The organism is Sneathiella glossodoripedis JCM 23214, assembly GCF_000616095.1.
In the GTDB taxonomy this organism is placed as follows: domain Bacteria; phylum Pseudomonadota; class Alphaproteobacteria; order Sneathiellales; family Sneathiellaceae; genus Sneathiella; species Sneathiella glossodoripedis.
The window spans coordinates 329,351-344,577 of record NZ_BAMS01000001.1; the positions used below are offsets into that span (position 1 = coordinate 329,351).

11 protein-coding genes and 4 pseudogenes are annotated in these 15,227 nt (G+C 44.5%); 8 read left to right on the forward strand and 7 right to left on the reverse strand.

The features are described 5' to 3' along the window. Positions 1 to 129: 129 nt before the first annotated feature. Positions 130 to 832 (reverse strand): annotated as a pseudogene (locus JCM23214_RS26395) (IS6 family transposase). A gap of 190 nt (positions 833 to 1,022) precedes the next feature. Here JCM23214_RS26395 and JCM23214_RS01625 point away from each other — a divergent pair. The 4 genes from JCM23214_RS01625 to JCM23214_RS26400 all read left to right on the forward strand — a co-directional run bounded on the left by JCM23214_RS01625 (position 1,023) and on the right by JCM23214_RS26400 (position 2,610). Further along, positions 1,023 to 1,382 (forward strand): MbcA/ParS/Xre antitoxin family protein, encoded by a 360-nt coding sequence (locus JCM23214_RS01625; RefSeq protein ID WP_025897179.1) that lies wholly within the window; start codon positions 1,023 to 1,025, stop codon positions 1,380 to 1,382. Then, complete coding sequence (locus JCM23214_RS01630) at positions 1,369 to 2,118, forward strand: RES family NAD+ phosphorylase (protein ID WP_025897180.1); 750 nt, start codon at positions 1,369 to 1,371, stop codon at positions 2,116 to 2,118. The genes JCM23214_RS01625 and JCM23214_RS01630 overlap by 14 nt, the downstream gene beginning before the upstream one ends. Positions 2,119 to 2,269: 151 nt before the next feature. After that, positions 2,270 to 2,416 (forward strand): hypothetical protein, encoded by a 147-nt coding sequence (locus JCM23214_RS23390; RefSeq protein ID WP_159104280.1) that lies wholly within the window; start codon positions 2,270 to 2,272, stop codon positions 2,414 to 2,416. A 5-nt stretch (positions 2,417 to 2,421) separates the two neighbouring features. Continuing rightward, a complete protein-coding gene (locus tag JCM23214_RS26400; protein WP_148301738.1) occupies positions 2,422 to 2,610 on the forward strand; it encodes an MbcA/ParS/Xre antitoxin family protein in 189 nt (62 codons plus the stop codon). 502 nt (positions 2,611 to 3,112) lie between these two features. On the opposite strand, the pseudogene JCM23214_RS26900 reads toward JCM23214_RS26400, so the two are convergent. Beyond that, a pseudogene (locus JCM23214_RS26900) lies at positions 3,113 to 3,205 on the reverse strand (IS6 family transposase); the annotation flags it as partial. A 264-nt stretch (positions 3,206 to 3,469) separates the two neighbouring features. On the opposite strand from JCM23214_RS26900, the gene JCM23214_RS01645 reads away from it, so the two are divergent. Both JCM23214_RS01645 and JCM23214_RS01650 read left to right on the forward strand, forming a co-directional pair. Further along, positions 3,470 to 3,919 carry an antitoxin Xre/MbcA/ParS toxin-binding domain-containing protein gene (locus JCM23214_RS01645; RefSeq protein WP_025897182.1) on the forward strand — a complete coding sequence of 150 codons (450 nt, stop codon included), beginning with the start codon at positions 3,470 to 3,472 and terminating at the stop codon, positions 3,917 to 3,919. Then, positions 3,919 to 4,401, forward strand: coding sequence for an RES family NAD+ phosphorylase (locus JCM23214_RS01650; protein ID WP_025897184.1), 483 nt, complete (start codon positions 3,919 to 3,921; stop codon positions 4,399 to 4,401). Before JCM23214_RS01645 ends, JCM23214_RS01650 begins: the two co-directional genes overlap by 1 nt. Positions 4,402 to 4,773: 372 nt before the next feature. Here JCM23214_RS01650 and JCM23214_RS18580 read toward each other — a convergent pair whose 3' ends face one another. From JCM23214_RS18580 to JCM23214_RS25200, 4 genes and pseudogenes are all read right to left on the reverse strand, one after another. Next, positions 4,774 to 5,055, reverse strand: coding sequence for a hypothetical protein (locus tag JCM23214_RS18580; protein ID WP_199899213.1), 282 nt, complete (start codon positions 5,053 to 5,055; stop codon positions 4,774 to 4,776). Positions 5,056 to 5,359: 304 nt separating this feature from the next. Continuing rightward, positions 5,360 to 7,222 (reverse strand): adenylate/guanylate cyclase domain-containing protein, encoded by a 1,863-nt coding sequence (locus tag JCM23214_RS01660; protein ID WP_025897185.1) that lies wholly within the window; start codon positions 7,220 to 7,222, stop codon positions 5,360 to 5,362. 7 nt (positions 7,223 to 7,229) lie between these two features. Continuing rightward, positions 7,230 to 8,987, reverse strand: a complete 1,758-nt coding sequence (locus tag JCM23214_RS01665) for an adenylate/guanylate cyclase domain-containing protein (protein WP_025897188.1) — start codon at positions 8,985 to 8,987, stop codon at positions 7,230 to 7,232. A 304-nt stretch (positions 8,988 to 9,291) separates the two neighbouring features. Beyond that, a pseudogene (locus JCM23214_RS25200) lies at positions 9,292 to 9,833 on the reverse strand (IS3 family transposase); the annotation flags it as partial. A gap of 230 nt (positions 9,834 to 10,063) precedes the next feature. Here JCM23214_RS25200 and JCM23214_RS01685 point away from each other — a divergent pair. Continuing rightward, positions 10,064 to 11,983 (forward strand): adenylate/guanylate cyclase domain-containing protein, encoded by a 1,920-nt coding sequence (locus JCM23214_RS01685; RefSeq protein WP_025897191.1) that lies wholly within the window; start codon positions 10,064 to 10,066, stop codon positions 11,981 to 11,983. A gap of 217 nt (positions 11,984 to 12,200) precedes the next feature. Further along, a pseudogene (locus JCM23214_RS22970) lies at positions 12,201 to 13,626 on the forward strand (IS3 family transposase). Between the two features lie 648 nt (positions 13,627 to 14,274). Here JCM23214_RS22970 and JCM23214_RS21925 read toward each other — a convergent pair. After that, positions 14,275 to 14,559, reverse strand: a complete 285-nt coding sequence (locus JCM23214_RS21925) for a sulfurtransferase (protein ID WP_025897193.1) — start codon at positions 14,557 to 14,559, stop codon at positions 14,275 to 14,277. Positions 14,560 to 15,227 lie beyond the last annotated feature (668 nt).

Below are 15,227 nucleotides of genomic sequence, written 5' to 3' on the forward strand. Positions count from 1 at the left end.
GCAAGGTAGAACTTAATGCCAGCCTAGTGCGCGGTCAATATTTAGTTAAGAATTTCCTAACCTCTTTCGTTTTGCCAGCTTTGTCAGAGAAAAACTATTAAGTAGTGATAATAGATAGGATGCTATTTTTTAGGTGGCAAGTTGCCGCCATTCTGCAGGGGCTACTTCACGTTTTAACTCGAAGTTTTGCAGCTGTTGAGATACCGTTCCTGATTGAAATGGTTGTGGATTGAAGATTGGATCGAGGCAAATTTCTCTAATGATTTTACGCTTCGGAATTTGATCATCGCTTGTTCCCGTCGTCGGAACGGTTGGTGAGAGTTTTCTGCTCTATTTTTCGGCCAACGACCAGTCTCCTGGCGGCTTTCATTTCCGACCATCATCATTGGCGCTTTAAAAGAGCGAAGTTTATCCTTTACGATCACTTTTGGATTGCAATGCCGCTTCATAATTTTCTTCAGAAACGTCAGTGCAACTCTCCGATCTCGCCTCTTTATCACGAACGCTTCGAGAACCTCTCCTTCGTGATCTACGGTTCGCCATAGATAATGTAATTCACCGTTAATCCTGACGAAAACTTAATCCAAATGCCATTTCCATTGAGATAAACGAGGAGAAGACACCGCTCGTATCTTCCTGATTTCGGCTGCAAAAACTGGCCCGAAACGGTTCCACCAAGAACGTACCGTCTCATAACTGATATCGACCTTCGCTCATGGAGCAAATCTTCAACTTGTCGCAATGACAGCGGGTATTGAACATACATCATCACGGCCAGGCGGATGATCTCAGGTGACGTTTTGAAATAGCGAAACGGGTTCTGGTTAATCATACTCGGAGCTAGTAGACGAAAAAATAGCAATCAAGCGGTTTTCTTCTGACAGCGCCAACCTGTCTACTCACCGTATCCCAAAATAACAATTCCTTGACCACAAAGGTTACATACACTAAATATACTGATGCAATTACATCATGGTTGACAATATTGTAGCTAATGCCTCTTATTTTGTGAGCGCAGCGTTATGACACTACAGCAACAAGCAATTGAAGTAGATGATAAAGCCATCCTGGCCAAAGCCGCCAAGAATGCCGCCTCCAATCTTGGGATCCCGCTTGAGGAACTAGCCAAGATCATTGGACGGGACCGGACAGCCATCAATCGCGGTATTGACCCCGCGACAAAGGCTGGGGAGCTGGCGCTTCTCTTTGTCCGCTGCTATCGCGCCCTGCATACGCTGGTCGGCGGGGATCCCAAAAACATGAAGCACTGGTTTGGAACACGCAACAAACATCTGAATGGTGTTCCAAGAGAGCTGGTAAAGTCCGTACAGGGACTGAATAGCGTCCTCATTTACCTGGACGGTATGCGTGGAAAAATCTGAATGGAAAGAGGTTCTGGCTCAGGTTCAACCGGAGACCCTAACTGGTCTCTTATGGCGCGTTGTTGAAGACCAGTCAGAGATTGCCACTATGGAGCTGGTTGAAACCCTCAATGAGCAAATGCGTCTTGAAGAGCTACTGGACGCAACCAAGCCTTCCTATCCAGAAACGGCACCGGATGATTACTTACTGGCCACCCCATTCAGGTATCCACCGCTAAAATGGGGATCGCGCTTTGGAGTCCGACATGAGATGTCCATCTTCTATGGATCTCTTATGCAGGAAACAGCGGCGGCTGAACTGGCCTATTACCGGTTCGTATTTCTAGAAGGCGTCGAAGAAGAGTTCCCCAACCCGGTGATCCGGGCAAGCTATGATCTCTTTTCGGCTCGGTTCAAGTGTGAGCCTGGTCTCGATCTGACTAAAGCGCCCTTTACCGCCTATACAGGCACCCTGCAACACAAAGCCAACTATCAGCCAACCCAGGTGCTCGGCAGTGAGCTAAGAGCAGCCGAGATCCAGGGGATTACCTATCAGTCCGCGCGCTGCCCCAAGGCCGGCTTGAACATCGCCATTTTTGAGCCGGCAGGGTTAATCTCAAAAAAACCTGTTCAACTGCTCAAATGTTATTGCGAGACCACTCGAAGCCGGGTGGTCCTCAAACTTGACCGAACCCAATTTCTGGAATTTCCAAGGGATCTGTTTTTAATAGATGGAAATCTTCCTGAACCCGCCTGAGCTCACGCGGTCACAACGCTAATCTTGTATCCCCGTCAATCGATGACTGACCCCCATAAATATTGCGACGCACTACAAACACTTCATAAGAGCTTAATTGATCTCAGAAATGCATCACTTAAAATTTAAGCGATAAAGACTGGAGACGTTTATGACCGACCTGCATCATGACCCGGGAATGCCCACTTCAGAGGGGATTGAATTTACCCTTGCAAAAACACAAGCCATGCAGCGGGCCATTCTCAAGCTCCTCGCGCTCTGGAAGGTCAATACGGATCTGTTGGTCCAGAAACCCTAATCCGCATGTCCAATCTGATCGGGATACACAAATGCCTTCGACGTCTCTTCAGCGATCCAGAGCGGGCTTACGACTGGATCAAGAGGCGCAATACTGTTTTTGACGGACGGTCCGCCTTAGAGGTAATGCTGAAAGGCCACTTAACCGACATCATCGTTGTCCGACGCCATCTGTTCGCAGAATGTGAGACATGATCCTTAGGCAAAATCCAAAAACATCGTTTCGCTCTTGTGATATTCAAGAGCTGGATTTTAATACGCCCCAGACCTGTAACGGGACTGCAAAGCGTAACGATTGCTGTTGCCACACGAGACAGGGTCCACATGAGCTGCTAGGGAAATAACCCACTAGAAACCTTGATCAGGCAAACACCCCTGCATCAATCGGCACCTAAACATTTTGACACCTCTGGAACAGGGTATCTACGCTCCATTATCCGACAGACCGAGTCACGTTTAAAATCTTCACTGAAACTGGCGTTGCCCATAGCAACCTCCCTGCCTCATCATTAGCCAAAAAGGTGTCTGCAAATTTAGAAGTATCTGAAAGTATAGCAATGTATAACAAGGTATAAGGTTTTTTCTTATCCTTTGTTATACAAGGTTATAAATGGTTATACTTAAAAGAATTTTGAGACGGATAAATCCGCTTCTTTTGGGTTTCAGCAGCAAACAGTGGGAGAAATTTGTTCCTCTAATACTGAACTGTTTCATGGCAGATATCTATATCTCGTTGATGGAGCAGGGCTTCTACATTGCAACGTAAAAGAAGAAATCTGACATACATCATCACAGCCAAGCGGATAACCTCCGGTCAGGTTATCAAATAACGAAATAGATTAGGAATTTTCATTCCGATATTTAAGGTGAATACCCTAGCTCAATCAAAACGAAATTTAATCTGACAGTCCCGGCATTGTACCGTTCCTTAAAGGGAAGAAAGAGTCATTAAAAAAAGTGTCGGCGAAGTACCGAAGCACATAAATCAATTGAATTATACACATCACGTGATATATATATTTGCATCACATGACGCGAGCAAAGGATACTCTAAATGTCTGCCCAAGCATTTATGAACATTGAAAATCCCTACAGGTCTCTTGGATTACGCAGCAAAAATCCTAGTCCAATCGATGTCGTAAAGGCCGTGGAGAGCGGTTTTACTCTCAGAAACATCAAAGCAATTGCTCGATATTGCCTTCTAGAAGACAACCCTAAATCAATTGAAAGCTTTATCTCTCGTTCCACTGTTGATCGATTAAAACGCACTCCAACAAAACGGGTCTCCAAAGAAATCAGTGAAAACTTATATGCTGTATGGAAAGTAGCTGTAGAGACTAGAAAGATTTATGGAGATGATGTTGAAAAATCCAAGCGCTTTCTCAACAAACCACATCCAATGCTGGATGGGAAATCTCCATTGCAACTGGCAATCTCTTCGAATGCTGGCGCAGATATGGTGGTAGATTTACTTAAAAGAACTCAGGCGGGTCTTTCTGTTTAATGAACAACCATCGTACTTTAGACAATCACTTGAAAGCCTATCGTATCGGTGATGTCGAAGGGCAGTATAAAATTTTTTCAGATGGCGGCTCTTTAGTAATGGACGGTCGTTGGCATGTCGCAGGTCAGGGAGTAATTTACACAAGTGCCAATTACTCTACAGCCATGCTTGAAAAACTAGCCCATCACAATGGCGAGATGCCCGCTAAACAGCATTATGTAGAAATAAAAATACCATCAGGAACAAGCTATGAAGTGTTCAATGAAGCCCACACTCCAGATTGGCATACCCAAAACTGTATGGGCTCCAGAGCTTTTGGCGCAAAATGGTTTAGAGAGAAAAGGTCGTGTATATTGCTCGTTCCATCGGTAGTGGCCAGAATGGAGCAAAACATAATCATAAATGCAACTCATAATGATTTTGCAGGCATCTCAGCAGGCCTAGAGACACCTGTATGGTGGGACGATAGGCTTTTTATATAATTCTTCCAATTTTATTTATCTAGCTCGACTAAGAACATTTGCTGGAATTTTCAAGGGAACTGTTTTTGATCGATGGGAACCTTCCAGAACCAGCTTGATATCACGCTGTCTTCATCTTGAAACTCTCGATCAAAGGCTCTAAAACAGGATCAGTTAAATGCAAATCCAACACATTTGATTTCTAGATTATTTAACCTTTTCTCGAATGCCTATACAGAGAGGGTTTTCTATGTGGGAGATAAGGTAACCCAGCAAGCAAGACCCCAGTTTGAGCCTTAAAGGAAATGACCCGCTAAAACCCGGATTAGGCAAACACCCCGGCATCAACGGCCTGTAGATATGAATAGAGTTCCTCAGCCTTTCCAGCCTGAACTAATTGCATCGCTGTCCACCCCGCAAAGCCAGCAAGCGGTTCTGATCGGTACCAAGCATAGCCATGAGGGGCGATCCAAACCGAGGCGTCAGGATCAGGAGCGCATCCACAAGGTCGCGAAGGCGTCTTTGGGAATTTGGAGCGTGACGAGAGGATTGGCGTTTCAAGACACTCTCATCGAGCCCAATCGTCCAGGCAATCTCCTTTAAATCGGTCCGCAGGAGTTTTGCCAGCTTACCCGGGACGACCAGCTCTCCCTCTATGACATCTTCAAGCTGCATTCTGTAAATCCACTTCATTTGTGAACAGCTTTAACACCGTAGCATGATACCAGAAATGTGATGCTGAGTGAAAAGTATCTTTGACCATCATTCTCAGTCATCAAGATCACAGTAACCAAATATAGGGTATACCATGTAGACCAAAATTTTCCCGTATGGTGGCGCAAATGCACCAAGGATTTTGATGCTCTAAAACTAGGCCTCAATTAAACTATCTTCAGCTAGTGAATAATGAGACTTTGAATGATTTCACACACAGTATAGTCTTTAATAAAATTCTACTGGCGATGTGCCTTTCGTCTCATCATGCGGATCTTTTTCTCTGCCTCTGATCCACGAAGGCCTGATTTCTGTTTCGTGAATGCTGACGGAGCACAGGCTCATTTACTTCGTGAAAAATCAGCCCTGATAAAATCATGCCATTGCCATAGCGATCTGCGGCTTCCTGATCTTTGATCATTCTATGCATGGACTCCCAAAGAAGTGGAACGTTTATCGGTTGCTTTTCCAGTGAGGTTTTCCAGGCTTTCTGGCCGTCCTCAATCTGACCAAGATGCCCGTAGGCAGACGCCAAAACACGGTGGCTTGCGGCGTTATTTGGATAGCGGTCAATTGAAATTTTTGCGCATTCTATGGCTTCTTCATAGCGTTCGGCCATGATGTGGATAATGCCCATATTCGTATAAGCCCAATGCACATACAGATCACGTGGACCAAGCCGAATGCCTTCTTCTATTCTGCTAATCGCATCCAAGGAACTCCCAATACCCGCATAACCAAGGATTGCACCATGCATCGTAATGCCAAGCGCGTAATTTGGATTGATATTGACGGAAGTCTCAATGGCTTTGAGCGCTTGGTCATGCTGGCCGAGTAACAAGAACAACGTGCTTAAGTTCAAATAAGCGCGCTCATTGGCCGGATCCAATATGATCGCTTGTTCTGCAGATTTTATGGCCTGTTCGACATGTTGCTGAGGATCAACTACATTCCACCCATAAACCAACTCCCAGGTATAGGCCAAGCTGATCTGGGCATGGGCTGTTGCGATGTTATGATTTTCAGCAAGTAAATCGGCGCAGATTTCTTTCCCAATTTTCGTATCCTGCGCAGACATTTGAAACAGATGCCAGTCTGCTTTCATCATACGCTGCCAAGCACTTAAATCTCGGTGACGACGGCCCAATGATTTCGTTATTTCCTGCTGATTTATCTCACTTTCAACGATCCCAGCGACTTGCAGAACGATCTGATCCTGAACATCAAACAAATCGATGCCCTGAAAATCAAACCTTTCGGACCAGACTGTTTGGCTTTTGTGGGTATCTACGAGTTGAACGGATATCCTGTATCGATTGGCATTTGCACGAATGCTTCCTTCCAGAACATACTGCACGCCCAGTTCAGTTGCTGCCTCGCGCGCCGTGATACTTTTATTTCGATACGCGCGGGTCGTGGAACTGGAAATAACAAAAAGCGCATAACATCTGGATAACGCCATTATGATATCTTCGACAATTCCGTCTGCTATGAAATCATCAATTTCCCCGCCTGCTGAATATTGTAAGGGCAGGACTGCAACCGATGGCTTTTCAGGCAGTTCATATTTCTTTTCCAAACTTGCCAAGCGCGCTTTTCCTTCGCCGCCGCTCCAAAACCAGACATGTATCGCTTCAGGTACGTTTTTGAGCTTTTGTCCTCCGCCTGCGATCCAGTCTAGACCATGCTTGCCAGCGACTAGGCGATAGACATTTTCACTAATACATATGCCGCCTTCTGGTGCCAAAGGTTCCAGCCGCGCCGCGATATTTACCCCCTCGCCCAATATGTCAGCATCATCCAACATGACATCACCAAGATGAATGCCCGCCCGAAATACCAGTTTTCGATTTTGCACTCGAGAGGTACTCAATCCTTCAGCAACATGATGTGCCTCAACCGCAAAAGACACAGCATCATTTACACTGAAAAATTCGAAAAAGAGGCCGTCGCCAGCCTGATTGACCAATCTTCCCTGATAACCTTCCAGAGTTTTTAGAAACCGCTGTCTGATCAATTGAATGTCAGACATTGTTTCAGCCTCATCCTCAGCCATCATGCGCGTGAAACCTACCAGATCCATAAACAGGATCGCAGATAATCGCCGCTGTAATTTCTGACCCGTCATGCCGCTTTCACTCCGGCACCCCAATCTCGCGGTATGTTCTGAATAGCAACTCTTTATATGGTGGATGAAGGGCTTTCAGGATATTATTGAGAAAATTGATACTGAGGCGGGGCGCGATTTTGTGAGCCTCAGCTAGCGCTTTTTGTGCGGCATCCATCTCCCCATTTAGATGATGGGCACAAGCCAGCATTAAATTTGGCCAAAAGGAATCCTTCTTGGCACGGACGGCTTTGTTGCCATAGATGATCGCCCTTTCATACGCCTGTGTTTGAATGCCAGCATTACAAAGCCCTAAATAAAAGGCCCAAAGAAGTGGATCATGGGGGCTTAGATGAATGGCTTTAAGCACTAGGGAACTGACGCGTTCTGCATAGCCAAACCAGAAGCAGGCGACGCCTAAGCCATAATATCCTTGTGCAAAATTGGGGTTTAATTCCAGACAGGTTTCCAGTGACGGAATGGCACGATTTTCATCGCCATAAGTGGTGGCAAGCCTTCCTAGTACATAGAAATGAAAACTATCCCGGTCATCTAAGGCGATCGCCTTCTCAGCCCTCTCAATACCCAGTTCCAACCCAGGTAGAGGATTCTCCACCATTCCAAGAGCAGCCTGCACATCTTCGACATAAGCAAGCGCCGCCCATGCATTCGCATAGTCAGGATCACGCTCTATGGATTGCTCAAAATAACCACGCGCTTTCTTCGCGCCATCTTTATTGAGTTGATAAAGATGCCACATGCCTCTTTGAAAGAGATCCCAGGCCGTCAAATCAGCTTTCTGCTTGTTTCGGGCAACAATCCGTTCGTTTAATGCCATCTCAGCATTAATGCTGGCGGCAATTGCTTCGGTGAGTTCATCCTGCAATTCAAAAATATCATGCAGCTCCCGATCATACCGACTCGACCAGATATGTTTGCCCGAATGCGCATCCACCAACTGCGCACTCACACGAATATGGGGGCCTGAGGTTCGAAGACTACCGGTCAGCAAATAGGTGACGCCCAGCTTTTGTCGAATGACATCCAGATCAAAGCTGGATGCATTAAAGCGAAAACTGCTCCCTCTTGAGATGACATCGAGCCATCGATTACAGGACAGGCCCGACAGAATATCCTCCGCTACCCCTTCCGAGAAGTAATCCTGCGCGGCCTCCCCACTTAGGTTTTCAAATGGAAGGACCGCAATCACTGGTTTTGTCGGCTTAGGCGAAATAGTATTTTTAATTTCAGTAATTTCTGTTGTCCTTCGCCAATGCCAAACTCTCATAGGTTCAGGAATATTCTTGAGAGATTGCTTGTCGCCATCGCGCCATTTTGAAGCTGTTTTTCCGCTTAGCTGACGGTAGGCATCATCGCTGATACAAATCCCGTTGGCTTCAGCCAGGGGTTCAATTCTTGCAGCAATATTGACGCCATCTCCGTAAAGATCCACACCATCAACGATCACGTCCCCCAGATGAATGCCGACGCGATATTGTAAATGCAATCCTTCAGGCTGCGCTCTGTAGCGATCTAAGATTGCGGCTTGGAATTTACTCATGCATTCCGCGGCCATTACTACAGACGCGAATTCAATCAGCAAACCATCTCCGACCTCTTTGAAGACCCGCCCCTCATATTCTTTGAGCAAAGGAAAAATTAGCTTGCTCTGAAGTGCTCGGATCTCAGCCAAGACTGCCTCTTCATCCTTGGCCATCAAAGCAGAATAGCCAACGATATCAGCGACAACGATCGCAGCAAGTTTTCGGATTGTCACTTTCTTCATTAGGATACATCGTATAGGCTTATTAGAATTACGTAATGATAAGTTTGTTTTTGCTTTGAACCAACAAATAAAATTCTATGATGTTCGAGGCCTAGCTAGGCAGTTGAACCAACCTCAAAAGAATAAATTATTATTCAAACATGAGGAAAACCGATTATTTTTTAAACGCCTCAATTTTTGTAGTATTTCTTAAGAGATTTAAGGCGAGAGATTTTTTTGATATGCTACTCCCTTGAATATAGAGTATGTTAAGTTATTGATAATTAATATATTAATATCTGATCTATATATTCATTCTGAATATATAGCCTTTGGTGTCGGTAAAGGTAACAGCCAGCTCTCTTGGTGATAGATCTGAACGTTCCAGGGCCATCTCAATGACCTGATTATGTATCTTTGTTGGAATGCGGTTCCCTACCCGATTGGGCCAAGACGGCTTATCTTCCAAGCTTCAGGGCCGCCTTCAATATACCGATCATAACAGCGAAAAAAGGTCCGGCGGACTATACCCAACCGGTCCAGTGTTTGTTTAGCGGGTAAATGGGATCCTTCAACCAGTTTAATAACCTCAAGTTTATCGGAACCAAAGTACCTCATTCGATATCCTCCCCAGCCGCGATCATGCTTTTTTTGAGCAAGCGAAGTTCCAGCGTTTGCTCTGCCACCACTTCTTTAAGGTCACGGGCTTCTCGCCGAAGGTCTTTAACCACTTCAGCATTAGCCGCGCACGACCTCAAGCACGATCCGTATCTATTCTTCTGCGCTATATTGTTTGCGAGTTGCACTACGGATGTCTTTAACCACCCGATTTGCTGAAGCTTTTGAAGTCTTTTGTTTTGCTTTCATTTTCGTTCCTTACGTCACTACGATGAAACCAAAACACTCACATGTTCACAACATCTATTCTGTGCCATAGGCTCTGACGGGGAACACGTCTACATTGTTGCAGATTATCACCATTAAAACTGTAACATTATTTTTTAATCGAAATACGTACTATCAGCCATACCCTCTATTCTTAATTATTAGAATAATATAAAATATCAAAATAGCACTAGCGTTGAGGGATCAGTGTTATGACAAGGGATCTATTTGATAGACGCTTAGCAGCAATAGTTATCGCAGATGTAGTTGGATATTCCAGATTGATTGCTGCCGACGAAATAGGAACTTTGAAGCGGATAAGAGAGCTTCAAGTAAAGATATTTCAGCCAGAAATTGAAAGTTTTCAAGGCCGCCTGGTTAAAACTATGGGAGACGGATTTTTACTGGAATTTCCCTCCGCAGTTGCGGCGGTGAAATGCATTGTGAATATTCAAGAAAGCTTGCTGGTACATGAAGAAAATATTCCTAAAAACAAGCGAATAGATTTCCGTGTTGGCATTAATGTGGGGGATATTGTTGTTGATGGTGATGATATTCAGGGAGATGGTGTCAATGTTGCTGCGAGACTAGAAGGAATTGCAAATCCCGGAAGTATTCTTGTTTCAAACACTGTCTATGAACAAGTACGCGACAAATTGCAGATTGGTTTTACTGACTTGGGAAAGGTTGAGGTTAAAAATATACCAAGACCAATTCAGATTTTTGAAGTCGATAATGATAAAAAAATTAGAGATAAACAACCTGTAAAACAAAACAGGTCTTTGCGGTCGCCTATGATAATTGCAGCTATCTTATTGGTAATTGGCATAGGTTTTATTGGATGGTCTGTGCCCAGTTCAGATTTTGAACCTTTAGATCCGACAAAGTTAGCTTATAAGATACCTGATAAACCATCTATCGCTGTCCTACCTTTTGAAAATCTTACAGGGGAAATCTCTCAGAATTTTATTGCTGATGGTTTAGTTGAGAATATCATTCATGTTTTAGCCAGTACGCCAGATATTTTCATCGTCTCTCCCAAAAGTGTATTTGCTTTCAAAGGCAAAAACTATGAACTTAAAGACGCAGCCGAAAAATTTGCTGTTCAATACCTGCTGACTGGAAGTGTTCAACATTCCAATGAACACATTCGCGCAAATATTAAATTACAAGATGCCTTAAATGGTAGTTTGGTATGGTCTGGAAAATTCGATAAAAAAACAGAGGACTTGCTTAGCCTACAGGACGACATTGCGCGAGAAGTCTTAGTTCAAATGCAAGCCCATTTAACTGTAGGTTTATCAGTTCACCCAATGGCACAAGCATTTGGTAAAGATATTGAAAGTTATCAAAAATACCTGCGGGGCTTAAAACTCTTTCAAGAGTTTAGCAAAAAAAGCCACATTACCTCAGAAAAAATCTTTGAAGATATGCATAAGGCGGATCCAAATAATTTTGTCGTTGTTGGAATGCTCTCTTGGATCCAATGGCAGAAAGTATCTCTACTCCTAACGAAAAACATTTCTATGACAATGAAAAAAGCAAGGAAATTGGCTGAATGGTCAATTCAACTGAATCCTGATCCAGAGATCGAATACGAAGGGCGCGCCCTTTTGGCAGTTTTGGATTTATATGAACTAAAATGCGAAAGCGCGATATCTAACGCGAATACCGCTCTTGATAATGCTCCTTCAACTGCACAAGCAATCGCTCTGGCAGGTTTCGTGAAAGGTAGATGCGGTCAGCTTGAAGAAGGCATAAGAACACTAAAACATGCAATGCGCGTGGAACCTGATTATGCTCACTGGATTCCACTCAGCCTGATGAGTTTTTTAGTGGAAAATGGAAAATTAGAAGAAGCAGAACAGATTGCAATAGGGGTTTTATCTTCTAAATCTGACGATGTTCGTAGTCAACCTAGGACGTATCAGTTGCTTGCCTTAATCGCATATAAAAAAGGAGAGAAAGATAAAGCCCGCCGCCATATTAACGAGGTACTTAATCTAGATAAAGAGTTCTCAATCGCTACATATAAAAACCGGATGTACGTTGTGAAGAATCAAAACTGGATTGAGCAAAATGTGAAAATTTATCGTGAATTAGGAGTGCCTATGAGCTCACCCAACAATTGAAAATAATCAATAAGGGAAGGGTTAATCATGCTCCTATGAGGTTCTTATCATTATTAGAAAGTGAACTTTGGCGCTCAATTAGAAACAGCCTACCCCTGCAGATGGTGTTACGCCCATATGAGGGCTTAGGATGTTCCCCGTCAGAGCCTATGGCACAGAATAGATGTTGTGAACATGTGAGTGTTTTGGTTTCATCGTAGTGACCTAAGGAACGAAGATGAAAGCAAAACAAAAGACTTCAAAAGCTTCAGCAAATCGGGTGGTTAAAGACATCCGTAGTGCAACTTGCAAACAATATAGCGCAGAAGAATAGATACGGATCATGCTTGAGGGCTTGCGCGGTGACGATAGCATAGCTGAGCTATGTCGACGAGAAGGCATCGTCCAAGCCGTTTATTATAAATGGTCGAAAGACTTCATGGAAGTCGGCAAAAAGCGCCTGGCCGGTGATACAGCCCAGTCTGCAAATTTTGATGAAGTTAAGGAGCTTCGACGTGAAACGCGCGACCTGAAAGAAGTGGTAGCGGAGCAGACACTGGAGCTTCGATTGCTCAAAAAAAGCATGCTCGGAGATGGGGGTGTGAGGTCTATAGCGCCACCGGTTCAAGCGAATGGCCAAACCACGAATGAGGTATCCCGCATCTGAAAAGCTGGAGATTATCAAACTGGTTGAGCAATCCCATCTACCGGCCAAACAAACATTGGACCGATTGGGCATAGCGCGGCGGACAATTTACCGTTGGTATGATCGTTATCTTGAGGGTGGCCCCGAAGCCCTGGAGGATAAACCGTCTCGTCCCAACAGGATATGGAACCGTATCCCATCAAAGATACAGGATCAAATCATCGAGATGGCATTGGAACGATCGGAACTGTCCCCAAGAGAGCTGGCGGTTACCTTTACCGACACCAAAGGCTATTTTATATCAGAATCCAGTGTTTACAGACTTCTTAAGGCCCATGACCTGATCACAAGTCCAGCCTTTGTAGTGATCAAGGCAGCCAATGAGTTTAAGGATAAAACCACACGTCCCAATGAAATGTGGCAATCAGATTTTACCTATTTAAAGATCATTGGTTGGGGCTGGTACTACCTCTCAACCATTCTGGATGATTGTAGCCGCTGCATCATCAGCTGGAAGCTATGTACATCCATGAAGGCAAGCGATGTGACCGATACTCTTGAGTTGGCTCTAGAAGCGTCCGGCTGTGATAGTGCCTAGGTCATTCATAAACCACGTCTGCTGTCTGACAATGGCCCCAGCTATGTCGCAGAAGAACTGGCTGACTGGCTCGGCAATAACCAAATGGACCATATCAGAGGGGCGCCTTTCCATCCGCAGACGCAAAGGAAGATCGAGAGATGGCACCAAACTCTGAAAAACCGCATCCTGCTGGAAAACCATTATTTACCCGGTGATTTGGAAACGCAGATTAAAATGTTCATCGATAATTACAATAACCACCGATATCATGAGAGCTTCAATAACGTAACACCTGCTGATGCTTACTTTGGCAGAGCAGAAACAATCTTGAAACGAAGAGAAAGGATCAAACAAAACACTATCAATAAACGGCGCTTGCAACATCAACAGCAAGCCGCCCAATATCAACCTAGGATGAGCCAAACACTCACATCATAAACCACTCAGTCTGAGACAAATGTTCTGGCAATCTCTTCTGCGTCGGTCCGCAGGAGTTTGGCCAGTTTGCCAGGGGCGACCATTTCTCCCTCTGCGATATCCGCAAGCTGCATTCCGTCCATCTACTTCATTTGTGAAATTCAAAAATAGTCAACTTACTCATTGAAAATATTCAACGGTCGTAATGTCAGTGGAAAACAACTGGTGCCTTCAATACGCACTTTGAAAGTTGTCCATTATTATCTCCCGCTCACAACTTACAAGAATATTAAAATTTATACATTTGGACACATAGCTCTAGCCTCGTTTCATCGAGAATATGTAAAACCGCTTGAAAGCGACAAGTGCTTCTTGTAGTATTTTTCTAGGTTGCAACCCAATAATTTTGTGACCAAAATTAGTATCAAAGATCAAATTGACGTTATTTTATAAGAATGTCTGAAATTTAGCTGATTTAATAAATCTATTAAAATCAATTAGTTAAATACTTCATATATTTATGATATTCTTTATATAAATTCTGGTTGATACTCCGAAGGCAGAAGTTTTTAAGACGGGTAAATCCATTTCTTGCGTATTTTGATCGCAGATGCCGGAAAGGATTTTGCATTCAGATACGATAGAAAGTCGGTCTCAAACCAACTCACGTTAATTTCCTCTGGCACTGCCCGGGACGCGGCAGGGGCGACCATAGCGCGGACCATTGCCAATGTGCAGATCCGCTGTCAACGCGTTGATCGTGCAGATATCTGCCGCGCCAATCGCGTTCTGAACACCATCTTTATCAACAAATAGCTCGGGTCTCACGTTGAAGGAAAATGTGCTAGCTGGGTAGCTACAGGGGCGGGTTGAGGTCACACGCCCGTCGGCAATCCACTTATCATAACCACCGTCCAGAACAGACACATTGTCGAACCCGAGCCACCGCAACATCCACCAAAATCTCGTCTCTCATTGTGGGCTTTTACGGCTATACAAAACGACCCGTTTGCCGTCACTGACAACGGGCTCTGCGAAAGCAGCCGCCGTTTCCGCTGCCGACGGGAGTGTAAAGCGGAAGGGGCTGTCGGCTACAGAAAAGTCCTTTTGTAGATCGAAATATCCATCGCCAGGAGTATGGCCCTTGTCGTAAACAGCTTGCCCGCTTTGAATCGTGTAAGGTCGGTTTGGTCCCTCATTAGGGATTAGTCCTTCAGTCCTATTTGTTCAGGCTTGCAACACCTTCTCGCTCATCGAAAAAAAGGCTGGAGAAAATTGCAGGATCCGGAGTAAACGGTGGGAGATCACCCGCTTAGTAAAGATCGAAGGGACTGAAAATGGGGGTACAGATTGTGGAGTGCTGGCACGACCTAGTAACCCGAAGAGGGATCTTGCGGAAGGGCGGGCATAGCGCCGCACACCTTCGTAAACCATACTCCGTGCATTCTATGGCTGTATTATCTGCATTAGACTAGTGCTTCTAGCAAACGTATGTTAATCGGAATCATTTGTTTGAGGATACTAAAAATTGGTCAAAACTCTTGCTGAGAGTAAGTATTTCTTATGCTGCCATAATTTTCAAATAGTACCTCAAGGGAAAACAAACTATACATTATTCTAAT

Coding starts and splice junctions, on each gene's coding strand:
- JCM23214_RS01625 (WP_025897179.1), top strand. CDS start 1,023: ATGACACTACAGCAACAAGCAATTGAAGTAGATGATAAAGCCATCCTG.
- JCM23214_RS23390 (WP_159104280.1), top strand. CDS start 2,270: ATGACCGACCTGCATCATGACCCGGGAATGCCCACTTCAGAGGGGATT.
- JCM23214_RS26400 (WP_148301738.1), top strand. CDS start 2,422: ATGTCCAATCTGATCGGGATACACAAATGCCTTCGACGTCTCTTCAGC.
- JCM23214_RS01645 (WP_025897182.1), top strand. CDS start 3,470: ATGTCTGCCCAAGCATTTATGAACATTGAAAATCCCTACAGGTCTCTT.
- JCM23214_RS01650 (WP_025897184.1), top strand. CDS start 3,919: ATGAACAACCATCGTACTTTAGACAATCACTTGAAAGCCTATCGTATC.
- JCM23214_RS18580 (WP_199899213.1), bottom strand. CDS start 5,055: ATGCAGCTTGAAGATGTCATAGAGGGAGAGCTGGTCGTCCCGGGTAAG.
- JCM23214_RS01660 (WP_025897185.1), bottom strand. CDS start 7,222: ATGACGGGTCAGAAATTACAGCGGCGATTATCTGCGATCCTGTTTATG.
- JCM23214_RS01665 (WP_025897188.1), bottom strand. CDS start 8,987: ATGAAGAAAGTGACAATCCGAAAACTTGCTGCGATCGTTGTCGCTGAT.
- JCM23214_RS01685 (WP_025897191.1), top strand. CDS start 10,064: ATGACAAGGGATCTATTTGATAGACGCTTAGCAGCAATAGTTATCGCA.
- JCM23214_RS21925 (WP_025897193.1), bottom strand. CDS start 14,559: ATGTTGCGGTGGCTCGGGTTCGACAATGTGTCTGTTCTGGACGGTGGT.